Here is a 19830-nt window from a genome sequence, read left to right on the forward strand (position 1 = left end):
ATCTGATTGCCCTGACCTACGACGCGCTAAACGCTATTTCTTCAAAGCCTTCGCAAGATCGTACTCAAACCCTGGCTGATTGTAGATTAGGGTGCCTTCAAGGTCGGGAACGTCCATCATGATCCATCCCTTGCCCTTCTCAGCCGGGCCGAATTCATCCGGCAATGGGTTGGGTTTGGACTCGCATCTGATTCCGTCAGCTGCCATTATGTCGCCACCGTAGGTCTGACCATTCGCGTCAATATACTTCCAGAGAAAAGGGCTGAATGTAATCGTCGGAGAATACTCGCCATCGGCTAGAGCCTTAGTAGTTTCGACGGTCAGGTGGACTTCAATCCGCTTCATCCCCTTCGCTGGCTCCGGGAAGTAGTCGTCGTTGCACGTGGCGTTGGCTTTGATCCAATCAACACGGAAGTTCACCGTCGGTTCCTTAGCGGCGTTGAGCCAGGACGAAGCCTGACCCATCTCCTTGACCAGGTTTCCGCGGTCGCTACGAGTGGATGACGGGGTGGGCGAAGGTGATGGCGAGGCGTCTACAGGTTTGGTCACCGGTGGTGCTTCGAGTGATGGCTGAGCGGTTGTAGTGCTGGGGCTGCAGGCCACGAGAGTTAGAGATAGTCCTATGGCGGCAATAGCTGAAATTTTCCTGTACATAGGGTGATCATAAGCTACGTGTCAATACTTAGCTATTTGATTACTTTACCCAACAAGTTGTCCAAAAATGGTTGCAAAGAAAGTAGCAACCCACTCGAAAGGAACCTCACCAATGGTTGTGAAGATCACCGCCCAAGAACTAGGTAAAGCGATCAAACGGTACCGTGGCGAACCAGCGTACACGCCGGGGCAGGAGGTTAGCGGGAAGTTGATCTGTGGGGCGAAGAAGAAGAACACTGACCCGTGCGGGGCATCGCCTGTTCCGGGTGGTACTAGGTGCGGGCGGCACGGCGGTAACTCAACGAAAGCGAAAGCCGCGGCCACTCAGCGAATGGCCGAGCAGGAAGCGCGGGAAATCCTCGGGCACATTGACCCGGCCGCGACGCGTGAGAACCCAGTCGATATGACCACCCACAAGGTCGAGCAGAACATCTGGTGGAAGCTCCTACGCGAAGCCGAAAACCAGTTAGCCAGTTGGACCAGCATGGCGTTACGTGCAGGCGTAGAAGAACGACAAGTACGCATCGCCGAACAACAAGGCAACCTCATCGCCTAAACAATCCAAACCATCCTCGACGGCCTCCAAGTCACCCCTCAACAGGCCAAGCTAATTCCGCAAATCGTTCCGGCAGCCTGCGAGAACTCACTGAGGACTAAACCAATGACCACCAGCCGCGAGGCCAAATACCTGTCCGGCGCAGATCTCGGAGAGACCGTCAGCTACAAAATGCACGATGGAGAATCGGGTGAAACTGTCACCCACACTGGACACCTGATCAAAGCTGACCACCAACTGAACATCATCGAAGAAACCAGCTTCTGCGACCCGAACCCGACCTACAGCCTGGGCTCGCCCTCATTCCGAGTCGAACTAATCTGCGCTGGAACATTCATCACCACACACCTAGACCCAGAGCACCCCGTCACCATCAGCGGTACACCAACCCCGGCAGGGCTAGACCTACACCGCTCAGCCCTCGACCAAGACGAATAAGATAAGAACATGATTCTCGCTGACGAAATAACGTGTGAAATAGCTGATCCAAACGCGGCCAAAATCGATCTGATCAATTGTTCAACCAGCCTTATCGACTCCGCTAAAGGACTCGAACTAATGTGGATTGCTGTCGGAGCAATTGGCGCATTCGGCGCCATGCTCATCACGATATTCATGGCGCGGTACGCATGGAAGGCATGGAAGTCGTCGCAAGAACAGGTTCAAATCGCTAAAGACCAGATGAAACAATCTCAAAAAATTGCTATAGAGTCTCAACGAATTCCAAGCACGGCCGAGTTCACCCGTGCGCTGTATACAGTCGCCCGCCATTTGAACTTCTGGGATGTAACCAAGGAAGACTTCGACACCGCCAGTAGAGAACTCGGAGCGTCTTCAGATAAATGGCAGCTGCTTTACGGTGATGTATTCCGAGACGGAATGCTTTTTGATCTGATTGCCAATATTCAGTATGCGCTGAGCGCGTACGCCGAAAGGTGGTGGCGTATACCAATCCCAGAAAACTCGTGGCCTAGAGACCAGCGGTCCGACGAAATCCTAATGCTATCCAACACGACGAGCATACTTGCGGATACGTGTGGCGAACTACTTCATGGCGGAGTTACAGAGCAAGAGTACATATCACTTGTAAAGCGCTTGAGTGACGACTTTTCAAACGATCTGAAAGGAATGGGCATCCCATGACATGTAGTGTTTGTGAGTTCGCTACCGCGGAGGGAATGTCTCTCTGCAGTCATTGCGAGACGAAGTTGCAGGCGATCCTGGACCGAGTACCCGGCACGCTCAATACGGCGCGGGTGACGTTGGCGAATCAAGGCGTTAGCCCTCGTGTTGGTTCTGCTGGTACGTCGGCGCCGAATATTCCGGTGAATTTGGATATGTCTGAGCGTCTTGGTGAGTTTGCGCAGCGGTTGATGCAGGTGGCCGGGTGGGTGAACCAGCGGGAGGAACCAAGGAATCCTCGCATCTTTGCCAAGTCGCTTCCTGCCTCCGAGTACCTGCGCGCCAGAGCCGTGACGATGCGGAAGCGCGAGTACGTGGGGGACATCTACCTAGAACTCCGAGACCTAGAGCGGCGGGTGCTCTCCGCGGACAGGCCACTCGTGAAGCGTCCACTGGGGGAGTGCGGGGCGCTAGACCTCGACGAAGAAGGTACCGTCACTAAATGCGCGGGCATCATCCAAGGCCATGAAACCCAAACCACAGACCGGTGCGACACCTGCCACCGCGAACACGACGCAATACAGCGGATCACCGACCGTATTACCGAAGCCTGGCACCACATCGCACCACTCTCCGTCATCGTCCGCGCCTTGAAAGAACCGGGATACCCAGTCAACTACAACACCGCCAAATCATGGGCCAAACGCGGAAAGCTCCACCCAAGATGCGACACCAACACCCGCCAGGAGGGTCACACACCAGCCGAGGTACTCCAAGTCCTGCAACAAAAAGCAATCACCAAAAGCAATACATGCACTCAATGGTTGCAAAACCACCTGTTTTGCACCTAGGCTAAGAGCCAAGATCGCAGAACTGTAACTAGCGAAACGATCTGCGCAGCAAATTGGGAAAGCTTATCGACATGAGCAGCCGAGAGTCGAGCCACGCACCCCATGGCGTGAAGCTAACTACCAGGACCGGCACCAGATTGCACGCACAACCGAATAGCCCCGTACACGCGGCGGGGAGCGCATGCAGGGTATTGTCCCCACCTGCTCACGACTGAGCATGCGCACGAAGCCCTGGGTCTCCCGTAGGAGCGTGGGGTAGTCACCACCCAAGTCCTCCGGGGCGAATGATGGTGACAAGGCTCGGCCAGTGCCTAACTGAAACTGGCCCCACAAGCCTGACGGCGGCCAAGAGCCGACACAACACACAAGTGACCCGCTACGCGAGGCGCACAACGCGGACAAAAAACCGCCGTCAATAAATATGACAATGGCCACCAGGCGTTGCGCCCAGTGGCCATTGAAACTACCGACTAACCCTTAGTGCTCCGAGGATCATTCCCTTTGGGGGTAGTGTTCTTTTCGCGAATCTGATCATTCAGGCCATGAATGCTAATGTCGCCACCACCACGGTTGTCGACGATTTCACGGGCACGCTCATATGCCTGTGCCTGCGTGTTCGAGTACTCCGAAACGCGGGAGTTATCCTGGCCCTTGATTGCCCAGCCATTGTCGGTCTTGAAAACGTTGCAATCGTTGGAAGCCAAAAGGCCGTCCCCATTTCTATGCTTAGGTGATGTTTGAATGGCGGGCGAAAGTAGTGAGCGATCTACGTTCGCCCGCCTAGCGCGTCTACCGGTTAGCGGCGGACTGGCTGGATGCGGATCGTGCGACGGATCCGGATGCGTACACGGCTGGTAGCCATAAAGCACCGACCTCTCTGGACTTAGTCCTGAACAGGGCGCCGCGAGAATCTTCCGCCGTCAAGCAATTGACTTTGGCGAGCTTCCGCTCCTAAGCTGGAGAAACTTCGTTCCTATGAAGTAACCCAAGACCCTCGTGCGTATCTGTTCGTAGTTTTGGTTTCCAAGGTCGAGAAGGTTGCCGCCTTCTCGGCCTTACTTTTATGTTCGAAAGTCTTCAATAGAAAGTTCTTTCGATCACATTGTCAATACTACATCTGGTGCCTGACTGGTCAAGTGGCCACAAGATGATGTATTACAAGTATGTCATTCACCCACAGGGCCATCCACAGCCGCTGTGGATACAGCCTGTCACTTAAACCCCGATTTCTTGCGGGTAGGAAAAGTTATCCACAGGGTGGGTAATGTTCGATGTGGTTTAAAAATTCTTCATGTGAGATGTTCCTCGGCGTGTTCCATGTCGTCTTGCCCGACGTCCTGACACTAGATGTTCCCTAGTTCTAGTGTTCATCGCCGAACAGATTTTTGGGGGTGCATCGTGTCCGCCGCAATTGATTGGGCGGAGTACGCTGCGCGCATGTTTGAAGCGCCTGAGCATGCTTGGGAGACTCCCGGCCAGCTTGCGAAGGCTATCGAGCCGACGACTATTCAGACGCCGGCGTTGGATCTCATTGACGAGTACCTGGTGAAGGTTGAGGCTGGGGAGATTGACCGGCTGATCATCAACCTTCCGCCGCAGGAAGGGAAGTCCACCCGAGTCACTACGATTGGTCCGCTGTGGTTCCTCACCCGTAACCGTGACCGGCGTATCGCTATCGTGTCCTACGCCCAAGATTTGGCTGACGAGTTCGGTAGGAACATCCGAAACCCTATTTCGTCGAACAACGGCGAAGATGAAACTCTCGACCTCGGCTTACGAGTCGCAAGGGACAACGGGGCCGCACGGCGTTGGAAACTCGACGCAGCCAAGGGCGGCGTCCGTGCTGTCGGTATCCGCGGTGGTCTGACCGGTCGCCCCGTCGACGCGCTGTTCATTGACGACCCCATATCGAACCTCGAACAGGCTCACTCGAAAACGTATCGAGAGCAAGCATGGGGGTTCTGGCAGTCAGTCGGCATGACCCGTCTCTTACCCGGCGCACCCAGTCGTCCTAGTCCTCACCCGCCGGCACGCTGACGACCTCGCAGGCCGCCTCATGGCCGGTGAAGACGCTAATCGTTGGACCGTCCTCAACATTCCTGCCGAAGCGATGGAGAACGACCCGCTCGGCCGCAAACCGGGGGAGTCCCACGACTCCGCCCGCCAACGCACACCAAAACAGTGGGAATAGATCCGTGTAGCAGTCGGCCCTAAAGTTTGGCGCTCCTTATACCAAGGCAACCCCACACTTGACGACGGCGGCGTACTGCCCACCGAGTGGGCACGCTACGAACAACCAATGTGGATCGAACAAGCCGACGGATCCTGCCACGTACTAGGCATCGAACTCGCCGACCACGAGCTCATCCAATCCTGGGACCTCGCCTTCAAGGGCGAAAACACCTCAGACTACTTTGTCGGCCAAGCCTGGTTACGAGTAGGCAACTCCGCGTACTTGCTCGACCAGGTTCGCTGGCGGATGAAATTCAACAAGTTCTGGAAAGAGATCAAAGCAATGACCGCGAAGTGGCCGGAAACCAAAGCAAAACTCGTCGAAGACAGAGTCAACGGCCCCACGGTCATGAGCACTCATAAGGCAACTGTGGTCGGCCGGTTGTGACTTGGACGAGCCAGGCCAACCGAAGTACGTGCCAGGGCCCACGCGAGGCCTCGGCCCGGAGGCGTACCTGAACGATGTCAAGCCAGAGCGTGTTCGTAGGCCCAGGCCGCGGCCGCGGTGCGCGATGGCACCTGGATCTTGGTGAAGATATTGCTCAGGTGCCGCGCAACTGTCTTTTCGCTCAGATAGAGTTCCTGGGCAATCTGCCGGTTGCTGTGCCCGGCGGACACCAACTGCAGCACCTGGACCTCGCGAGCGGTCAGCCCGCCCGGAGCGGGTTCGGCGTGGCCGACCGCCTGCAGCAGCGACTGGGCCGCGGCGCCTTGCGGAGTGGCGCCCAGCTGCTCGAAGGTGGCCGTGGCAGCCTGCATTTCCGCATGAAAGCTCCGGGTGTCGCCGACCGCCAGCAGGGAGCGGGCCAACAGGACCCGGGAGCGAGCGCAGAGATAGGGTGCGCGGATCTGCCCGAAGTCCTGCACCGCCTTGCGGGCATAGGGCAGTGCTCCGTGGGCATCGTCTTTGGAGAGCTCCAGATCGGCGTGGGCATAGGCGGCCGCGGCCAGGGTGATCAGGCAACCGGTGGCATCGGCCTGTCCGTCCAGCTCGCTCAGCAACCGCTCCGCCGCGTCCCGGGTGCCCAGCCGCAGCTCGATCTCGATGCCGGCCGGCAGGAGCGCAAGGCGTTGGGCGGGCAATTGGCGCTCATCCAGGCAACGTCGCATGGCGGCCAGAGCAGCTTCGGTTGAGCCATTGGCCAACCACAGCAGTGCTAGTCCCGGCTGCGGGTCGCAGCCATACTCCGCCGCAGCCTGGTAGGCCTCATCGGAGGCGCTGAAATCACCTTGGATGCGCAGCAGATCCCCGCGTTCGCGCTGCGCGACCCCTGCGGAATAGGGCTGGGAGCGGAGCTCGAAACGGTGGCAAGAGGTGGTGAACTCGTCGATGGCCGCACCCCAGGAACCGCGCAGGGCCAGGATCTGCCCGGTGTGCAGCGAGCATTCCCCGCCGAAAGCGGTAATCTGCGGGCGCTCCGCCCGCCAGCTGGCCAGTGCCTCGGTCCATTGGGATACCCGGTCGATGGCGCCGATTTCCTGGCAGGCTTCGATGGCGGCGCACCAGACAAGCCCGGTGGGTATGGCCTCGCATTCCCCGGCCAGGACCAGGGCCATGGCCTCGTCGAGCATGTCGAGGCCGGCCGGCACCCGCCCGGCGTAGATGCTTGAGCGGCCGCTGGCAACCAGGGCCAGCGCCTGCAGGTCCGCGTTGTGGTGAATGCGTCCGAGCCGCAGGATTTCGGCGGCTTGTTGCGTCACGACGGCAAATCCGCCGCTCAGCAGCGCTTGATGCAGCTGCAGCACCCCGTGGTACCCGGCGGCCACCTCAAGCGTTGGCGGCAAGCCGTCGGCGGCGGATCCATGCTCGGCCAGCAGGGAGCGCGAGCGAGCCAACCAGCCATTAAACAGCGCGGGCTGTCCGCTGGTGCCATAGATCATGGTGATCCTGAAGGCCGCCTGCATTGCCTGCGCGGGTTGATGCTGCTCGCCGAACTTCACGAATGCCTGGTGCAGCAGGTCAAGACCGCGGGCGGATTCGCCGGTCAAATGGGCGTGCGTGCCTCGGGCCATCAGCTGCTCGGGCTGCAGATCCTGATGCTCCGGTTGGTGCGCTGGGTCAGATTCGGGATTATCCATGGGCGTAGCCTCACTTGCGAGGTTACGCCCATGGAATTTGCTATGCAATCATTCGCTCGGTGTCCGCGGCCTTGCGCGGGCTCGATGCGCGGGGGATGATCTGCCGTGCGACGTAGGCGGCATCGCGCCCCACCCCGAAGAGGTTCATCGAAGCCTCCGAGTGCTGGAAGGCCAGTCCGCAGAAGTACAGCCCCGGCACATCCTGGGCGACGCCGCGGTATTCGCGCGGCCAGCCGGATTCATCGAGCACCGGCAATTTCAGCCAGGAGTAGTCGTGGCGGAAGCCGGTGGCCCAAATGACGTTGTCCACCTCCAGCACGGTGCCGTCGGCAAGCACCGGCTGGCCGTTGCGAACCCCGGTGACTCGCTGCTCGTGCCATTTCACGCCCTTGGCGGCCAGATCCGCGCGCTTCACCCGGAGCCGCGGCGCCCCGTGCTCCAGAACCTCGAGGCGCTTGCGCCGGCCGAAGGGGGTGCTGCGCGTTTCCAGATAGGTGTGGGCGAACATCACCAGCGGAACGACCAGGTGGATCAGCGGGCTGCCCCAGGGCACCGGGACCTCACCGGTGTCGCGCCCGCTCAACATCGTCGGGTGCCGCTGGGCAACTTCCCAAGCGATATCGCAGCCCGAGTGCGAGGCGCCGACCACCAGCACCGGGCCGGGCTTGAGCTGTCCCGGGCGGCGGTATTCGCTGGAGTGCAATTGCAGGATCTGTTCGTCGAGCTCATCGGCCAGCTGCGGGATGGCCGGCAGCTGGCCGAAGGGGCTGGTGGCGATCACTACCTGCTGGGCGTGGATTTCTCCCGCAGCGGTTTGTGCCACGAACCGCTGCCCGTGCCCGGTGAGCGAGCTGACCCGCGCCCGGCAGAGCACCGGCAGCTCGAAGCTGGCCGCATAGTGCTCCAGGAAGTCGGCCAGTTCGTCCTTGCTGGCAAAGCCGCGGGGTTCGCCGGGGAACTTCATCCCGGGCAGATGGTTGACCCGATTGGTGGTATACAAGCGCAGCGTATCGTACTGGTGGCGCCACTGGTCGCCGATCCGTTCCCCGGCTTCCAGCACGAGGCAGTCTCCGCCGCGTTCCTTGAGCTGCTGGGCCGCGGAGAGCCCGGCCTGGCCGGCGCCGATGACCAGTGTGTCGACGTTGCGCACCGGCTGGGTGGGTGTTGATTTTTCCTGCTTGTGGGTGGACATGACATCCTCCATGCGAGCCGTGGAAATCAGCGAAGACCTCGCTGGTTTACGGTGCCGGGAAGCCCCCGAACCGATCATGGATTTCACCTTACGCAGCCAGCGGCCAGGTCCGCGTCGGGCGATTCACGCAACTTCGCGACGCGGGCTCATGGGTAAAAATACCCATGGCCGCGGCATCGTGAATGGTGCTTGTGCACGCCGGCGTGGGAAACTGGAGGCATGAGTGCTCCCGAAGAAAACGTATGGCTCGCCGCGGTGCGCGCCAATCCCGACCATGCCCAGAACTATGCTCAGCGGTGGCGGAAAATTGTCGCCGAGGGCAACGATATCTTCGGTGAAGCCCGAACGATTGATGCCATGGCCGAGCGGGGGAGCCGGATACTCGATGCCGGCTGCGGTACCGGTCGCATCGGCGGCTGGCTTGCCGAGCGCGGACACCAAGTAGTCGGCGTCGATCTGGATGAGCACCTCATCTCGGTGGCCCGCGAGGACTACCCGGCAGCGCAGTGGCACGCCGGAAACCTTGCCACGTTCACGTTGGACGACGAGTCCGGGGCGGCCCAAGAATTCGACCTCATCGTCTGTGCCGGAAATGTCCTGACCTTCCTGGCCCAGGGTGAACGGCTGCCTGCGTTGCAACGGCTGCGCGGGCATTTGGCGCCGGCCGGCCGCCTCGTCGTCGGCTTCGGTTCCGGGCGGGGCTACGATTTCGCCGAGTTCGTAGCGGATGCAGCGCAGGCCGGACTGGAACTGCAGCAGCGCTACTCCAGCTGGAATATGCATCGGGCGGCCGACGACTTCCTGGTCGCCGTGCTTGGACGCAAGGACTAGTTGTGTCTTAGCGTTTGGCTTGCAGCCGCCACAACGAGGTGACTTCCCGCGAGCGTGCCGCGTGCAGAACGTCCGAGTGGTCCTTGGCCCGGGCATGGGTAGGGGAGGTGTCGAGCCGGTCGATGATCTCCAGTCCCGCATGATCGATGGCTTCCAGCAACAGCTCACGGGTGCGCAGGCCGAGCAGCTCGGCGAGGTCCGAGATGATCAACCAGCCCTCGCCATCTTCGGTCAGGTGTTCGGGCAGTCCGCGCAGGAACTGCAGCAGCATTTTGCTTCCCGGATCGTAGACCGCCGCGTCCAGCGAGCTTGGCGCGCTCCCGGGCAGCCACGGCGGATTGCAGATCACCAAGGGGGCCTTGCCCGCGGGGAACATGCTGGTCAGCTCGGCTCGCGCAGCGTCTTGGAGGCCCAAGCGCGCAAAATTATCGTTCGCGCAATCAACCGCGCGCTGATGGATGTCGGTGCCGAGCACGTTTTTCATCCCACGGGCCACCAGCACGGCGGCCAGCACCCCGGTGCCGGTGCCGATGTCGAAGGCCAGCTGGTGGGTATTGAGCGGTGCCTTGGCCACCAGGTCAACGTACTCGTGGCGGGTGGGCAGGAAGGTGCCGTAGTGGGGGTGGATCTTCGCTCCCAGTGCGGGAACGTCAACGCCGTTGAGGAACCACTGGTAGGCGCCGAGCATGCCGGTCAGTTCCTGCAGGCTGACTACCGCGTGGCCCGTTGCAGGCTGCGCCTGTTGCGCGTAGCCGAATGCCACCGCGGAACCGACTAGCGGGGCCCGGGACAGCGGCAGCGTCGCGGTGCCGCCGGGGCTGTCGAAGTTCAGCGGGACCAGGAGCAGGGACATCATCCGTGAGCGCTGGGCGCGGGATTGCCGGATGGCATAGAACTTCTCGGCGTCGGTCAGCGGCTTGCGGGAGGCCTTGCCGGTGCCGGCCTTGGCCAGGCGGCGGTCGATGGCCGCCAGCAGCTGCTTGGCATTGTGGAAGTCGCCGAGCCACAGCATTGCGGTGCCCCGGGCGGCATATCGCATGGCCGCATCCGCGGTGAGGCGATCGTCGACGACAACAAGGTCTTTGGGCGCCGAGCGCGCATTAGCCGACCACCAGCTGGCCGAGGTGCGCACGCCCTCGTGTTCCCAGCAGATCAATTGATCGGCGGCAATGGGTGCGTGAGAGATAAGAATCCACCTCGTCGATTCGTGGTGCTCACCCGATTGGCAACCGCGCACGAGCAGAACTGCTGCGAAGTTCGATAGTTCCAATGATACCGAGGAATCCGGGCCGGCGTGCTCCGATCGCCGGCTTGCCGCCGTTGACGAAGATCACCGTGCGCGAAGCGGACCTGCGCCCAGAACGCGCTGGCTGTGCATACGTTCCGCTGCATTTTCACTAGGTCAAAACCGCCTCTGAGGGCCTGTGACCTGTGTGTTCCAGGGGGTTCGGGAAAACCTGGTCGGCCGGCGCCGGGCTTTGCGGAAATAGTCTCTTCACTATCGGGTGGGCGAGTGCTATCTTTAACTTTGTAATGCAAAGTGCTTTCCACCGCGAACTACTTTGTGGATTGCGCGAACGGCTCGGCGAGGGAGAGGTAACGCCATGGACAACAAGAATGGGCATGAGGTGGATCCGGCCCGGATCCTGCAGGGCATCGAGGTCGACGCGCGGCAAACACGCGAGGCCCTGAGCCCGGATCAGCGCTTGCTCTTTTCGCTCTGGGGGACCGGGTGGGTTATCGCCTTCCTGGCGATCTTCTTCACGTTCGCACCGCTCGGCGCACCGTTGCTGCCCAGGTTGCTCGGGGTCGGTATCGCGGTGATCGCCTTCGTGCTTGCCATCGTATTCTCGGCCGTTCACTCGGCCAAGCGCGCGGCGGGCACCAAGGGTCCTTCGATGGTCGAAGGCGCGATCTACGGAAATACCTTCACCCTGGGCATGATCTTCGCCGGACTGCTCGGGTGGCGCCTGCATGCCTCGGGGCTCGACGCCATGGGCTTGCTGGCCTTCTCGCTGGCGGCCCTGTGCCTGGTGGTCGGTGTGCTGGTGGTCGCCGGATCGCTGATCTGGAATGATCGGACCCAATTGATCTTCGGCGCGTGGATTCTTCTCGTCGGGCTCATCTCGCTGGCGGTGCCGGCCCCCTATAACCTCTTGGCCGGTGTGCTCGGCGGACTTGGGCTGATCGCCCTGGGGCTGCTGCATGGCGCTCGGCCCGCATTGGTTTCGGGCGAGGTGGTTCGCGGTGGGCATGCAAGAGCTTGACCCGGTGATCCATGCGCAGGCAAGACTGCGCACCATCACCGTGCTCGATGCCCTGCGCGCAGGCGACAGCATGTCCTTTCCCAAACTCCAGGGGCTGCTGGGAATGACCTCGGGGAACTTGGCGACGCACCTGCGCAAGCTGGAGGACAGTCAATACGTGAGCGTGGAGAAGATCCTCGAGGGGCGATCGCCGGTCACCTACATTGCGCTCACGAGCAAGGGCCGCGCGGCCTTCGAAAACTACAAGCAGCAGCTTCGTGCACTGCTGGCAACAACGCCTTAGCGGAACTGTCAGCCAACGCCAAGGTTCCGGACAGTTCGCACTAGGCCTTGGCAGGTAGCGTCGGAAAAGTAAGTTGTTCGATCAATTGATAGGAGAACATCCAATGGGTTTGGGCGATAAGTTCAAAAACAAGGCGCAGGAAGCCTCCGGCAAGGTCAAAGAGTCCGTAGGCGACGCAACCAACAATGAGAACCTGCAAGCTGAAGGTGTCAAAGACCAGGCAGCTGCCAAGGCCAAGCAGGCTGGCGAAGCCTTGAAGGACGCCGCCAAGGATGTCCGCGACGATCTGAACAAGTAAACGATTTTTGGCCAACGGCACTCATCGATTATTCGATGGGTGCCGTTGGCGCGTCCGGGGTCCAATGCGATTGCGGCGGCGTTCCTAGCGAGCCGCTGCGGCCTCGCGAAGGGCCCTGGCCACCGGCAGCGAGCTGTCTTCTTCCTCGGCCAGCAGCCGAGCGATGCGCGAGGCGTTGGTGGCGTAGTGGTCCGTGGACAGCGTCTGATCTATGGCGGAAGCCAGCCGGTCGACGCTCAGATCCTTGTACTTCACCGGCTCCACGCCCGCGCCTAGCGCGTGTACCCGGGCGGCCCAGAAGGGCTGGTCGGTGAAAATTGGCACCGCGATCGTGGGGACTCCGGCGCGCAAGCCTGCGGCCGTCGTGCCTGCCCCGGCATGGTGGATCACCGCGGCCATCTGCGGGAACAGCCACTGGTGCGGGGCAGCTCCGATCCCGAGAATGCCCGGCTCGCTGATTTCTGGGGCACCCTGCAAGATCGCCCGCCGGCCGCTGCGACGCGCCACGTCGAGCATGAACTCCGGATCCAGCGCCTCGGTACTGCCGAAGCCGATGAAGATCGGAGCCGGGCCCTCGGCGAGGAAGTCGGCCAGCGCGGAAGGTGGCGTCCAAGCTTCATCGCTTGCCGGCCACCAATACCCGCAGTTGCTCAAGCCCGAGCGCCAGTCCGCGGGGCGCGGGACGATCGATGAGCTGAAGCCATGCAATACCGGGGCGTTGGCACGCCTGCGTTGGCGTTCGCCGGAGGCCCGGGTGCGTTTGGGCAGTCCGAGGGCGGCGCGGATCCGTGCCACCGGGGCGTCGTACGGTGCTTTGCCGGAGCCGATGAGGGAACCCAAGGCCTTGTTTCCCAGGGCGCCGAAGCTGCGTGCGGTGCCTAGGACCATCGGCGCATAGGCCGTACTGGGCTCGTTGGGCTGTAGATGAGCGCCGATCACCGGGATGCCGAAGGCTTCGGCGACATCATAGGCGTAGGGGGCGACCGAATTTGCGATGATCACATCCGCGCCCTGTTCGGCCGCTTCGAGCGTGCCGGTGGCCGCCGAGTCGAAATAGGCCCCGAGCTCGCGCATGTACCAGGACAATTGGCTGGCGCTCGGTTTGGCCCCCGGGGCGGCGGGGCTGACTAGCGCACTCATGTCGCCGGGCAGCTCGTGATAGCTGCATCCGGCCGCGGTGATCAGCGGCGCATGCGCGGCGTTGGCGGCAATGGACACCGCAAAGCCGTGCTCCTGCAGTTTTTTGCCCAGCCCGGCCATCGGAGCCACGTCGCCCCGAGTGCCTGGGGTCACCATGAGTACACGCATTTTTCTCCCTCGATACTTAATTGCGATCAACGTTCGCAATTAAGTATATAGTCAAATGGAAGCAAGGGATTACACCAGCCAAGGCGCAATTGGGAGGAACACCGTAGTGAAGCAAAAGCAACCGGCCACCGTTGGGGCCTGCGCCCGGCGCAGCACCGGCCCGAAGCCCCAGCACTCGCGCGAAAAGATTGCCCAGGCGGCCGTGGAGCTGGCAGACCGGGAGGGGATCGGCGCGGTCTCCATCCGCGGGGTAGCCGCTGAAATAGGTTCGGGCGCGGCCTCGCTCTATCGCTATGTGGACTCCGTTGAGGAATTGGTGGATCTCATGATCGACCAGGTGAGTTCCGGCTATGAGCTCAATGGCCTGGACGGTAGCGCCAGCGAGCAGCTGCTCGCCCTGGCCAGGCAGGGGCGGAACATCATGCACCGGCATCCGTGGGTGGCGCCGCTGCTGCTGGCCAAGCGCGCGCTGGGGCCGCACACGCTGGCGTATCTGGAGCGCGGATTGGCGGCGCTGCAATTCACCGCGCTCACCGGGGCCGCAAAACTTCAAACCATCGCCATGCTGACCGCCATCACCTCGGCCTTCGTGCAGAACGAACAAGGCGAACCGGCGGGCGACGGCGACGGGAAGGGCGCAGCAGCACTGATCTGGGCCCTGGGGACGGGCAAGTACCCGCTGCTGGCCGAGTCGCTCGCCCAAGGTCCGGCGAGCGTGGATCAGGACCAAGTCTTCGCCACACTCGTCACCACTTACCTGCGCGGCGCAGGGCTGGACTGAGGCCACCTGGCGGGGCATCGGCCCGCTAGGTGTTGGCCATAGTCTGAAATCTTCTTTGCGGCGGTGACTTGGTGTGAAAGCATTGGCAGATCGTAGTTACCACGAAGACCGGGAGTTCATTATGGCTTCACCAGCCGAAGCGACCATGGCGCAGATCAACGAACTGATCAGCCTCGATACCACCAGCCGCGACAGCAACCTGCCACTGATCGACCTGGTGGTCGGCAAGCTCGACGCGGCCGGCATCAGCTCGCAGCTCATCCACAACGAAGATGGCAGCAAGGCGAACCTGCTGGCCACCATCCCGGCGGCCGACGGATCGCGTACCGGAGGCATCGTGCTGTCCGGACACACCGACGTGGTCCCGGTCGACGGGCAGGACTGGTCCAGCGAACCATTCAGCGCCCAGGTCCGCGACGGCAAGCTCTACGGCCGGGGCACCTGCGATATGAAGGGTTTCATCGGCGTCATCCTGGCCAAGCTTCCCGAGCTGACGGCCGCGAAGCTAGCCGAGCCGATCCACCTGGCCTTGTCCTATGACGAGGAGGTCGGCTGCGTGGGTGCGGTCAGCCTGGTGGAGGAGATCACCCGCCAGGAACTCGCCCCGCGCGGAGCGATCGTGGGGGAGCCGAGCAGCATGCGCGCCATTCGCGGGCACAAGTCCATGAACGTTTTCCGAGTGGCGTTCAACGGCGTCGCGGCGCACTCCTCGCTGCCAGGCGAGGGCCTGAATGCGATCTCCTACGCGCTGCGCTTCGCCAGCTTCGTCGAAGAGGTCTCCAAGGAACTGCGCACCGACGGCCCGTCGGATGCCGCCTTCATCGAGCCGACCACCACCATGAACGTGAACCGCATCGACGGGGGCATCGCGGTGAACACGATCCCTTCGCTATGCGTGGTGCACTTTGAATTCCGTTCGCTGGCGGTCGTGGATCGCGCAGCGCTGATTCAGCGTTTCCGCGACTACGCAAGCGAGCTCGAAGCGCAGATGCAACAGGTCAACTCGGCAGGTTCGGTGGAGTTCGAGCAGATTGCCGGCGCCCCGGGACTGGAAACCGTCCAGGACGCCGAGATCGTTGGCCTCAGCGCCGCCTGCGGTGCGATCGCCACCGACGAAAAGGTCACCTACGGTACCGAAGCCGGCCTGTTCTCCGCCGCCGGAATCCCCACCGTCGTCTGCGGCCCGGGCGACATCGCGCAGGCGCACGCCCCGGATGAGTTCATCGAACTGCAGCAGCTCGTTGACTGCGAGAACTTCATTCTGCGTCTGGCCGAAGAGCTGTCCGCATGAGCACCAGCGAACAGATAGCTACCCCGCAGCAGCTGGCCGTAGCCCGCAAGGCGGTTATTTCCTCCTCCATTGGCGCCGCCCTTGAGTGGTTCGACATCATTGTCTACGCCACCTTCGCCACCACCATCGCCAAGCTGTTCTACCCGGAGTCCAATGCGAGCTTCGCGCTGATCCTGACCTTTGCGACCTTCGCCATCTCCTACCTCATCCGGCCGCTGGGCGGCATGGTGCTCGGCAGCTATGCGGACCGCAAGGGCCGGAAAAAGGCGCTGACGCTCACCTTGATGCTGATGATGGTCGGAACGCTGATCATGGCGGTGGCTCCCACCTATGCGATGGTCGGGGTCTGGGGTGCGCTGATCATCCTGCTCTCACGCATGATCCAGGGCTTCTCCGCCGGCGGCGAGTTCGGCACCGCCACTGCATTCCTGATCGAAAGCGCGCCGCACAAGAAGGCGTTCTACTCCTCGTGGCAGGTCGCCGCGCAGGGCGTCTCGATGCTTTTGGCTTCCGGATTCGGCTACGTGCTGACCACCCAGTTATCCCAGGAGTCCTTGGAAAGCTGGGGCTGGCGTGTGCCGTTCTTCGTAGGCCTGCTCATCGGTCCGGTGGGACTGTATATTCGTGCGCGCCTGGAAGAGACCGAGGAGTTCATCACCACCAAGAAGGTCAAGTCCCCGCTGGGAGAGTTGTTCAGCCAGCACTACGGGCGGCTCCTGGCCGGATCGGCGGCCATCGGCGTGGCCACGATCTCGGTGTACATGATCTTGTACATGCCGACCTTCGCGGTGACGAATCTGAATATCCCAGCCGATGCCGCGTTCCTCGGCGGAGTTGTCGCCGGCACCATCACGCTGATCAGCGTGCCATTGATCGGGCACCTCGCTGACCGGGTGGGTCCGGCAAAGGTCATGACCTGGGCTGCGGTCGGCGCGCTGGTGCTCGCCTGGCCGCTGTTCAAGCTGATGACAAGCAACCCGAGCATCCCGGTGATGATCCTGGTGATCGCCTTGCTTGGCGTGATCATGTCCTTCTACTTCGGACCGTTGCCAGCCTTGATTTCTTCGCTGTTCCCGGCAGCCATTCGCGGTTCGGGCATCTCGGTGACCTACAACGTCGGGGTGACCCTGCTCGGCGGAATCGCGCCGCTGGTGCTGACCTGGCTGCTCAGCGTGACCGGATCCTTGGACGCGCCGAGCCTGTACTACATGGCCATCGCCGTGGTTTCGTTGATCGGCCTGGCCTTCATTCGCTTGCGCTACAAGCTGCGCTAGCCCTCGGGCGCGGCCCCAAGCCAAACGGCTTCGATCTTCCCTTGTGGAAGATCGAAGCCGTTTTTCGTTGCGCGTCCCTAGCGGACTACCAGCAGCACCGCGGTCCAGTGGCAGAGGAAGGCCAAGACCGTGCAGGCATGGAATAATTCATGGAATCCGAAGACCGTAGGGATCGGGTTCGGACGCTTCATCGCGTAGAACACCGCACCCACGGTATAGAACAAGCCGCCAGCCAGAATGAGCAGCAGAACCGCAGGGCTCGCTGCCCAATAGGAGGGGATATCCATGACCGCACCCCAGCCGAGCAGGATATAGAGCGCTACGGAGAACCAACGTGGTGCTGATGGCCAAAAGGTCTTCACCAGAACCCCGAGTACGGCGCCGGCCCAGATGATCGACAGCGTCAACGTGGCTTGCGGCCTATCCAAGATCTGGATGGCAATCGGAGTATAGGTACCGGCGATCAGCAGGAAAATATTCGCGTGGTCGGCGCGCCGGAACCAGACCATGGTCTGCGGACTCCAATTGCCCCGGTGGTACATGGCCGATGTCGCGAACAGCGTAATCGAGGTGAGCACAAATACGGCGGTAGACCATTCCGCGGCAGCACCCTGAGCGAGAACCACCAAGAGCAAGCCCAAGATGATGACCAGCGGGGTGCTCCATGCATGAATGACACCGCGCCATTTGGTCCTTTCGGTTCCTGGGGTCGGCTCCCGACGTTTCCTCGGCGGGGTCGGCTCGTTGGCTTCGGAGAAGTTGCCTGTCATGCGGTTCCTTAGCTAGTCGAAGACGTGTGCCTAGTTGCTTGAAGTCTACGTGAGACCAGCAGCTTCGTTTTCCACACTATTGGGCATTAAATGCGCCGATGACGTGTCTGTGAACGAGAGGCATTCGTTGTTCAAGGCGCTCAATTTCGGTTCTACCGCCGGCCCTCGTGCCGGAGCGCTCTCGGGGAATTGGCGGGTTAAGCTACCTATGTGGTTGAAGATTCCGTCAAAGCTTGCTGCGGTCGATCAGCAAGCCCGATCACCTCTCAACCATCGTCATTCACTTGCGCAAATGGGAGAGGCAAATGCTGTGCCGTCTTCTAGCCATGCTCGCGATTGACTCGGTGGCTTCGGTCGACATTGATCAGGTGGTGGCACTGAAGAATGCGTGGATTTCCGGAGGCCAGAAACTGCCCCAGCCGCAGCGGCAGGTGTTAGCCAACGATCCGTTGAACCTGATGGCTTCCTAGGCGTCGGCGAATCGCCAAAAAGGCGCAAGAGCGCGGCCGAGTGGCTGCCGAAAAATAAATCGTTCCGGTGCCAATATGTGGCCACCCAGATCAGCGCGAAGAAAAAATACGCCTTGCCGGTAACCAAGGCCGAAAAGAATGCCATGAAAAAGGTGCTGCGCAGTTGCCGGAGCCAAAGTAAAGCCGATCAAGCCAACCGGTAAAAAAGACACTGCCACGCCGCAGGCTCCGGAGAACATCAAGATCAGATACGCGGCGGGCAGCATTCACCCGGGTTCGTATTGCAAGCATGCGGACACGGGTAAGTCGAGAGCCGGAAAGGTCTAGACCTGCAAGGCATCTAGGCCGGACGCGCGACTACGCTGGCGGGTTTAGCGGCGGATGGCAAGGCAAGGGGCCCGGAAATCGATTAATGTCGATTTCCGGGCCCCTTGAGACCTTAAGCCCGAGGACTAGGCGCCTCGGGAGCTGATCAAGCCCGTTTCTTGGTGATGAAGCCCCAGATGACCAGGACAATGAGCGCACCGCCGATGGCGAGCAGCCAGCTTGAAAGCGACCAGAACTTATCGACACCAACATCGAAGATAGCGCTACCGATCCAGCCGCCGATGATGGCGCCGACAACACCGAGCAGCAAGGTCATTATCCAGCCGCCGCCTTGCTTGCCTGGCAAAATTGCTTTTGCGATAGCTCCGGCAATCAATCCCAGAACTATCCATCCAATAAATCCCATGGTTCTCTCCAATGGTCTAACTATCAGAAGTGGTCGGGTTTGACCTACTTGGTGGTGACACTACTCGTCTTTGAGTAGGAGTTCCACGTCCTTGGCAATTTTTAGGAGAATTTTTGGAAAACTCTCAACCGCCGCCTGAAGGTTTACGAGTATTCGCGGCGACCCGCGAGCTGACATGCATGGACTCTGTGGAGCTCGGATTCGAGGGATTTTTTCCTTGACACGCGAGGGTGGCGCTTCTAGTCTGTTTAAATCTGCTTTTATATCAAGCAAGGCCAATAAAAGCTGATATATGTTTCGCGCACGACGGAGTGAATAATGACATTGAACAACCTGCCCATCATCGTGATGGGCGTTTCAGGAAGCGGCAAATCCACCATTGGAGCCCTTCTCGCCGCTCACCTAGGGCAGGAATTCATCGATGGGGATGCGCTGCATCCGGAGGAAAATCGCGCCAAAATGGCCGCGGGAATTGCCCTCGAGGATGCAGACCGCACCCCATGGCTGCAGATCATCGGCAACACCTTGGCGTCGAGCCGTACGGCAGGCGCTCCGGTGGTCATCGCTTGTTCTGCACTCAAGCGGGCTTATCGAGATCTGATTCGATCCCACGAACCGAGCACACTCTTTGTTCACCTCACCGGTGGCAAGGATTTGATTGGCGAACGCATGGCGGCGCGAGAACACGAGTTCATGCCGAGCTCCCTGTTGATCAGCCAGCTGGCTACGCTTGAAGAACCAGGCAGCGATGAGCATGTGCTCCTCGGGGATATTGCACACACTCCAGAGCAAATCGTCAATGATCTGCTCCAGCAGCTCCAACTCCAGCACTAGACCC

At 61.0% G+C, this 19830-nt stretch carries 25 protein-coding genes; 17 read left to right on the top strand and 8 right to left on the bottom strand.

Features of this window, described 5'->3' with window-relative positions; translation table 11 throughout:
* Nucleotides 1–33: 33 nt before the first annotated feature.
* Entirely contained in the window at nucleotides 34–654 is a 621-nt protein-coding gene (locus ACT3UQ_RS05205) for a hypothetical protein (RefSeq protein ID WP_444636601.1), read from the bottom strand.
* A gap of 112 nt (nucleotides 655–766) precedes the next feature.
* Here ACT3UQ_RS05205 and ACT3UQ_RS05210 point away from each other — a divergent pair, with 112 nt between their 5' ends.
* From ACT3UQ_RS05210 to ACT3UQ_RS05225, 4 genes are all read left to right on the top strand, one after another.
* On the top strand, nucleotides 767–1210 hold the full coding sequence (locus ACT3UQ_RS05210) for a hypothetical protein (RefSeq protein WP_444636602.1): 444 nt from the start codon (nucleotides 767–769) through the stop codon (nucleotides 1208–1210).
* Nucleotides 1211–1315: 105 nt separating this feature from the next.
* Entirely contained in the window at nucleotides 1316–1648 is a 333-nt protein-coding gene (locus ACT3UQ_RS05215; protein ID WP_444636603.1) for a hypothetical protein, read from the top strand.
* A 9-nt stretch (nucleotides 1649–1657) separates the two neighbouring features.
* Nucleotides 1658–2353, top strand: a complete 696-nt coding sequence (locus ACT3UQ_RS05220; protein ID WP_444636604.1) for a hypothetical protein — start codon at nucleotides 1658–1660, stop codon at nucleotides 2351–2353.
* Nucleotides 2354–2547: 194 nt separating this feature from the next.
* On the top strand, nucleotides 2548–3183 hold the full coding sequence (locus ACT3UQ_RS05225; RefSeq protein WP_444636605.1) for a hypothetical protein: 636 nt from the start codon (nucleotides 2548–2550) through the stop codon (nucleotides 3181–3183).
* Between the two features lie 470 nt (nucleotides 3184–3653).
* Here ACT3UQ_RS05225 and ACT3UQ_RS05230 read toward each other — a convergent pair whose 3' ends face one another.
* Nucleotides 3654–3887 carry a DUF2188 domain-containing protein gene (locus ACT3UQ_RS05230; RefSeq protein ID WP_444636606.1) on the bottom strand — a complete coding sequence of 78 codons (234 nt, stop codon included), beginning with the start codon at nucleotides 3885–3887 and terminating at the stop codon, nucleotides 3654–3656.
* A gap of 733 nt (nucleotides 3888–4620) precedes the next feature.
* On the opposite strand from ACT3UQ_RS05230, the gene ACT3UQ_RS05235 reads away from it, so the two are divergent.
* The 3 genes from ACT3UQ_RS05235 (at nucleotide 4621) to ACT3UQ_RS05245 (ending at nucleotide 5803) form a co-directional block, all read left to right on the top strand.
* A complete protein-coding gene (locus ACT3UQ_RS05235; protein ID WP_444636607.1) occupies nucleotides 4621–5220 on the top strand; it encodes a hypothetical protein in 600 nt (199 codons plus the stop codon).
* Between the two features lie 19 nt (nucleotides 5221–5239).
* Complete coding sequence (locus tag ACT3UQ_RS05240) at nucleotides 5240–5374, top strand: hypothetical protein (RefSeq protein ID WP_444636608.1); 135 nt, start codon at nucleotides 5240–5242, stop codon at nucleotides 5372–5374.
* 108 nt (nucleotides 5375–5482) lie between these two features.
* Nucleotides 5483–5803, top strand: coding sequence for a phage terminase large subunit family protein (locus ACT3UQ_RS05245; protein ID WP_444636609.1), 321 nt, complete (start codon nucleotides 5483–5485; stop codon nucleotides 5801–5803).
* A 77-nt stretch (nucleotides 5804–5880) separates the two neighbouring features.
* Here the strand turns inward: ACT3UQ_RS05245 and ACT3UQ_RS05250 are convergent, their stop codons facing one another.
* Together ACT3UQ_RS05250 and ACT3UQ_RS05255 are read right to left on the bottom strand one after the other, a co-directional pair.
* Nucleotides 5881–7494, bottom strand: coding sequence for a LuxR C-terminal-related transcriptional regulator (locus tag ACT3UQ_RS05250; RefSeq protein ID WP_444636610.1), 1614 nt, complete (start codon nucleotides 7492–7494; stop codon nucleotides 5881–5883).
* Between the two features lie 40 nt (nucleotides 7495–7534).
* Nucleotides 7535–8764, bottom strand: coding sequence for an NAD(P)-binding domain-containing protein (locus ACT3UQ_RS05255; RefSeq protein ID WP_444636611.1), 1230 nt, complete (start codon nucleotides 8762–8764; stop codon nucleotides 7535–7537).
* Nucleotides 8765–8905: 141 nt separating this feature from the next.
* Between ACT3UQ_RS05255 and ACT3UQ_RS05260 the strand changes: the two genes are divergently transcribed.
* Nucleotides 8906–9517 carry a class I SAM-dependent methyltransferase gene (locus ACT3UQ_RS05260; RefSeq protein WP_444636612.1) on the top strand — a complete coding sequence of 204 codons (612 nt, stop codon included), beginning with the start codon at nucleotides 8906–8908 and terminating at the stop codon, nucleotides 9515–9517.
* A 7-nt stretch (nucleotides 9518–9524) separates the two neighbouring features.
* Here ACT3UQ_RS05260 and ACT3UQ_RS05265 read toward each other — a convergent pair whose 3' ends face one another.
* Complete coding sequence (locus ACT3UQ_RS05265; protein WP_444636613.1) at nucleotides 9525–10649, bottom strand: methyltransferase; 1125 nt, start codon at nucleotides 10647–10649, stop codon at nucleotides 9525–9527.
* Nucleotides 10650–11121: 472 nt separating this feature from the next.
* Between ACT3UQ_RS05265 and ACT3UQ_RS05270 the strand changes: the two genes are divergently transcribed.
* From ACT3UQ_RS05270 to ACT3UQ_RS05280, 3 genes are all read left to right on the top strand, one after another.
* Nucleotides 11122–11784, top strand: a complete 663-nt coding sequence (locus tag ACT3UQ_RS05270) for a hypothetical protein (protein ID WP_444636614.1) — start codon at nucleotides 11122–11124, stop codon at nucleotides 11782–11784.
* Nucleotides 11771–12067 carry a transcriptional regulator gene (locus ACT3UQ_RS05275; RefSeq protein WP_096287053.1) on the top strand — a complete coding sequence of 99 codons (297 nt, stop codon included), beginning with the start codon at nucleotides 11771–11773 and terminating at the stop codon, nucleotides 12065–12067. The genes ACT3UQ_RS05270 and ACT3UQ_RS05275 overlap by 14 nt, the downstream gene beginning before the upstream one ends.
* A 103-nt stretch (nucleotides 12068–12170) precedes the next feature.
* Nucleotides 12171–12365, top strand: a complete 195-nt coding sequence (locus ACT3UQ_RS05280) for a CsbD family protein (protein ID WP_444636615.1) — start codon at nucleotides 12171–12173, stop codon at nucleotides 12363–12365.
* A gap of 84 nt (nucleotides 12366–12449) precedes the next feature.
* On the opposite strand, the gene ACT3UQ_RS05285 is transcribed toward ACT3UQ_RS05280, so the two are convergent.
* A complete protein-coding gene (locus ACT3UQ_RS05285; RefSeq protein ID WP_444636616.1) occupies nucleotides 12450–13673 on the bottom strand; it encodes a glycosyltransferase in 1224 nt (407 codons plus the stop codon).
* Nucleotides 13674–13779: 106 nt separating this feature from the next.
* Here ACT3UQ_RS05285 and ACT3UQ_RS05290 point away from each other — a divergent pair, with 106 nt between their 5' ends.
* The 3 genes from ACT3UQ_RS05290 (at nucleotide 13780) to ACT3UQ_RS05300 (ending at nucleotide 17019) form a co-directional block, all read left to right on the top strand.
* The gene (locus ACT3UQ_RS05290) at nucleotides 13780–14454 is read left to right on the top strand and encodes a TetR/AcrR family transcriptional regulator (protein ID WP_181148256.1); all 675 of its coding nucleotides are present in this window, start codon (nucleotides 13780–13782) and stop codon (nucleotides 14452–14454) included.
* 121 nt (nucleotides 14455–14575) lie between these two features.
* The gene (gene argE / locus ACT3UQ_RS05295; RefSeq protein ID WP_176484199.1) at nucleotides 14576–15745 is read left to right on the top strand and encodes an acetylornithine deacetylase; all 1170 of its coding nucleotides are present in this window, start codon (nucleotides 14576–14578) and stop codon (nucleotides 15743–15745) included.
* Entirely contained in the window at nucleotides 15742–17019 is a 1278-nt protein-coding gene (locus tag ACT3UQ_RS05300) for an MFS transporter (RefSeq protein WP_096286993.1), read from the top strand. Before argE ends, ACT3UQ_RS05300 begins: the two co-directional genes overlap by 4 nt.
* Before the next feature lie 77 nt (nucleotides 17020–17096).
* Here ACT3UQ_RS05300 and trhA read toward each other — a convergent pair whose 3' ends face one another.
* Nucleotides 17097–17789: a PAQR family membrane homeostasis protein TrhA gene (trhA, locus tag ACT3UQ_RS05305; protein ID WP_444636617.1), complete on the bottom strand. Its 693-nt coding sequence runs from the start codon at nucleotides 17787–17789 to the stop codon at nucleotides 17097–17099.
* A 233-nt stretch (nucleotides 17790–18022) separates the two neighbouring features.
* Here trhA and ACT3UQ_RS05310 point away from each other — a divergent pair, with 233 nt between their 5' ends.
* Entirely contained in the window at nucleotides 18023–18259 is a 237-nt protein-coding gene (locus ACT3UQ_RS05310; protein ID WP_444636618.1) for a hypothetical protein, read from the top strand.
* Nucleotides 18260–18336: 77 nt separating this feature from the next.
* Complete coding sequence (locus tag ACT3UQ_RS05315; RefSeq protein WP_444636619.1) at nucleotides 18337–18462, top strand: hypothetical protein; 126 nt, start codon at nucleotides 18337–18339, stop codon at nucleotides 18460–18462.
* Between the two features lie 269 nt (nucleotides 18463–18731).
* Here ACT3UQ_RS05315 and ACT3UQ_RS05320 read toward each other — a convergent pair whose 3' ends face one another.
* A complete protein-coding gene (locus tag ACT3UQ_RS05320) occupies nucleotides 18732–18992 on the bottom strand; it encodes a GlsB/YeaQ/YmgE family stress response membrane protein (protein WP_444636620.1) in 261 nt (86 codons plus the stop codon).
* 318 nt (nucleotides 18993–19310) lie between these two features.
* On the opposite strand from ACT3UQ_RS05320, the gene ACT3UQ_RS05325 reads away from it, so the two are divergent.
* Entirely contained in the window at nucleotides 19311–19826 is a 516-nt protein-coding gene (locus tag ACT3UQ_RS05325) for a gluconokinase (RefSeq protein ID WP_217990385.1), read from the top strand.
* Nucleotides 19827–19830: the final 4 nt, after the last annotated feature.

The sequence above is a fragment of the Glutamicibacter sp. AOP12-B1-11 genome, assembly GCF_052379245.1.
Classification (GTDB): Bacteria; Actinomycetota; Actinomycetes; order Actinomycetales; family Micrococcaceae; genus Glutamicibacter.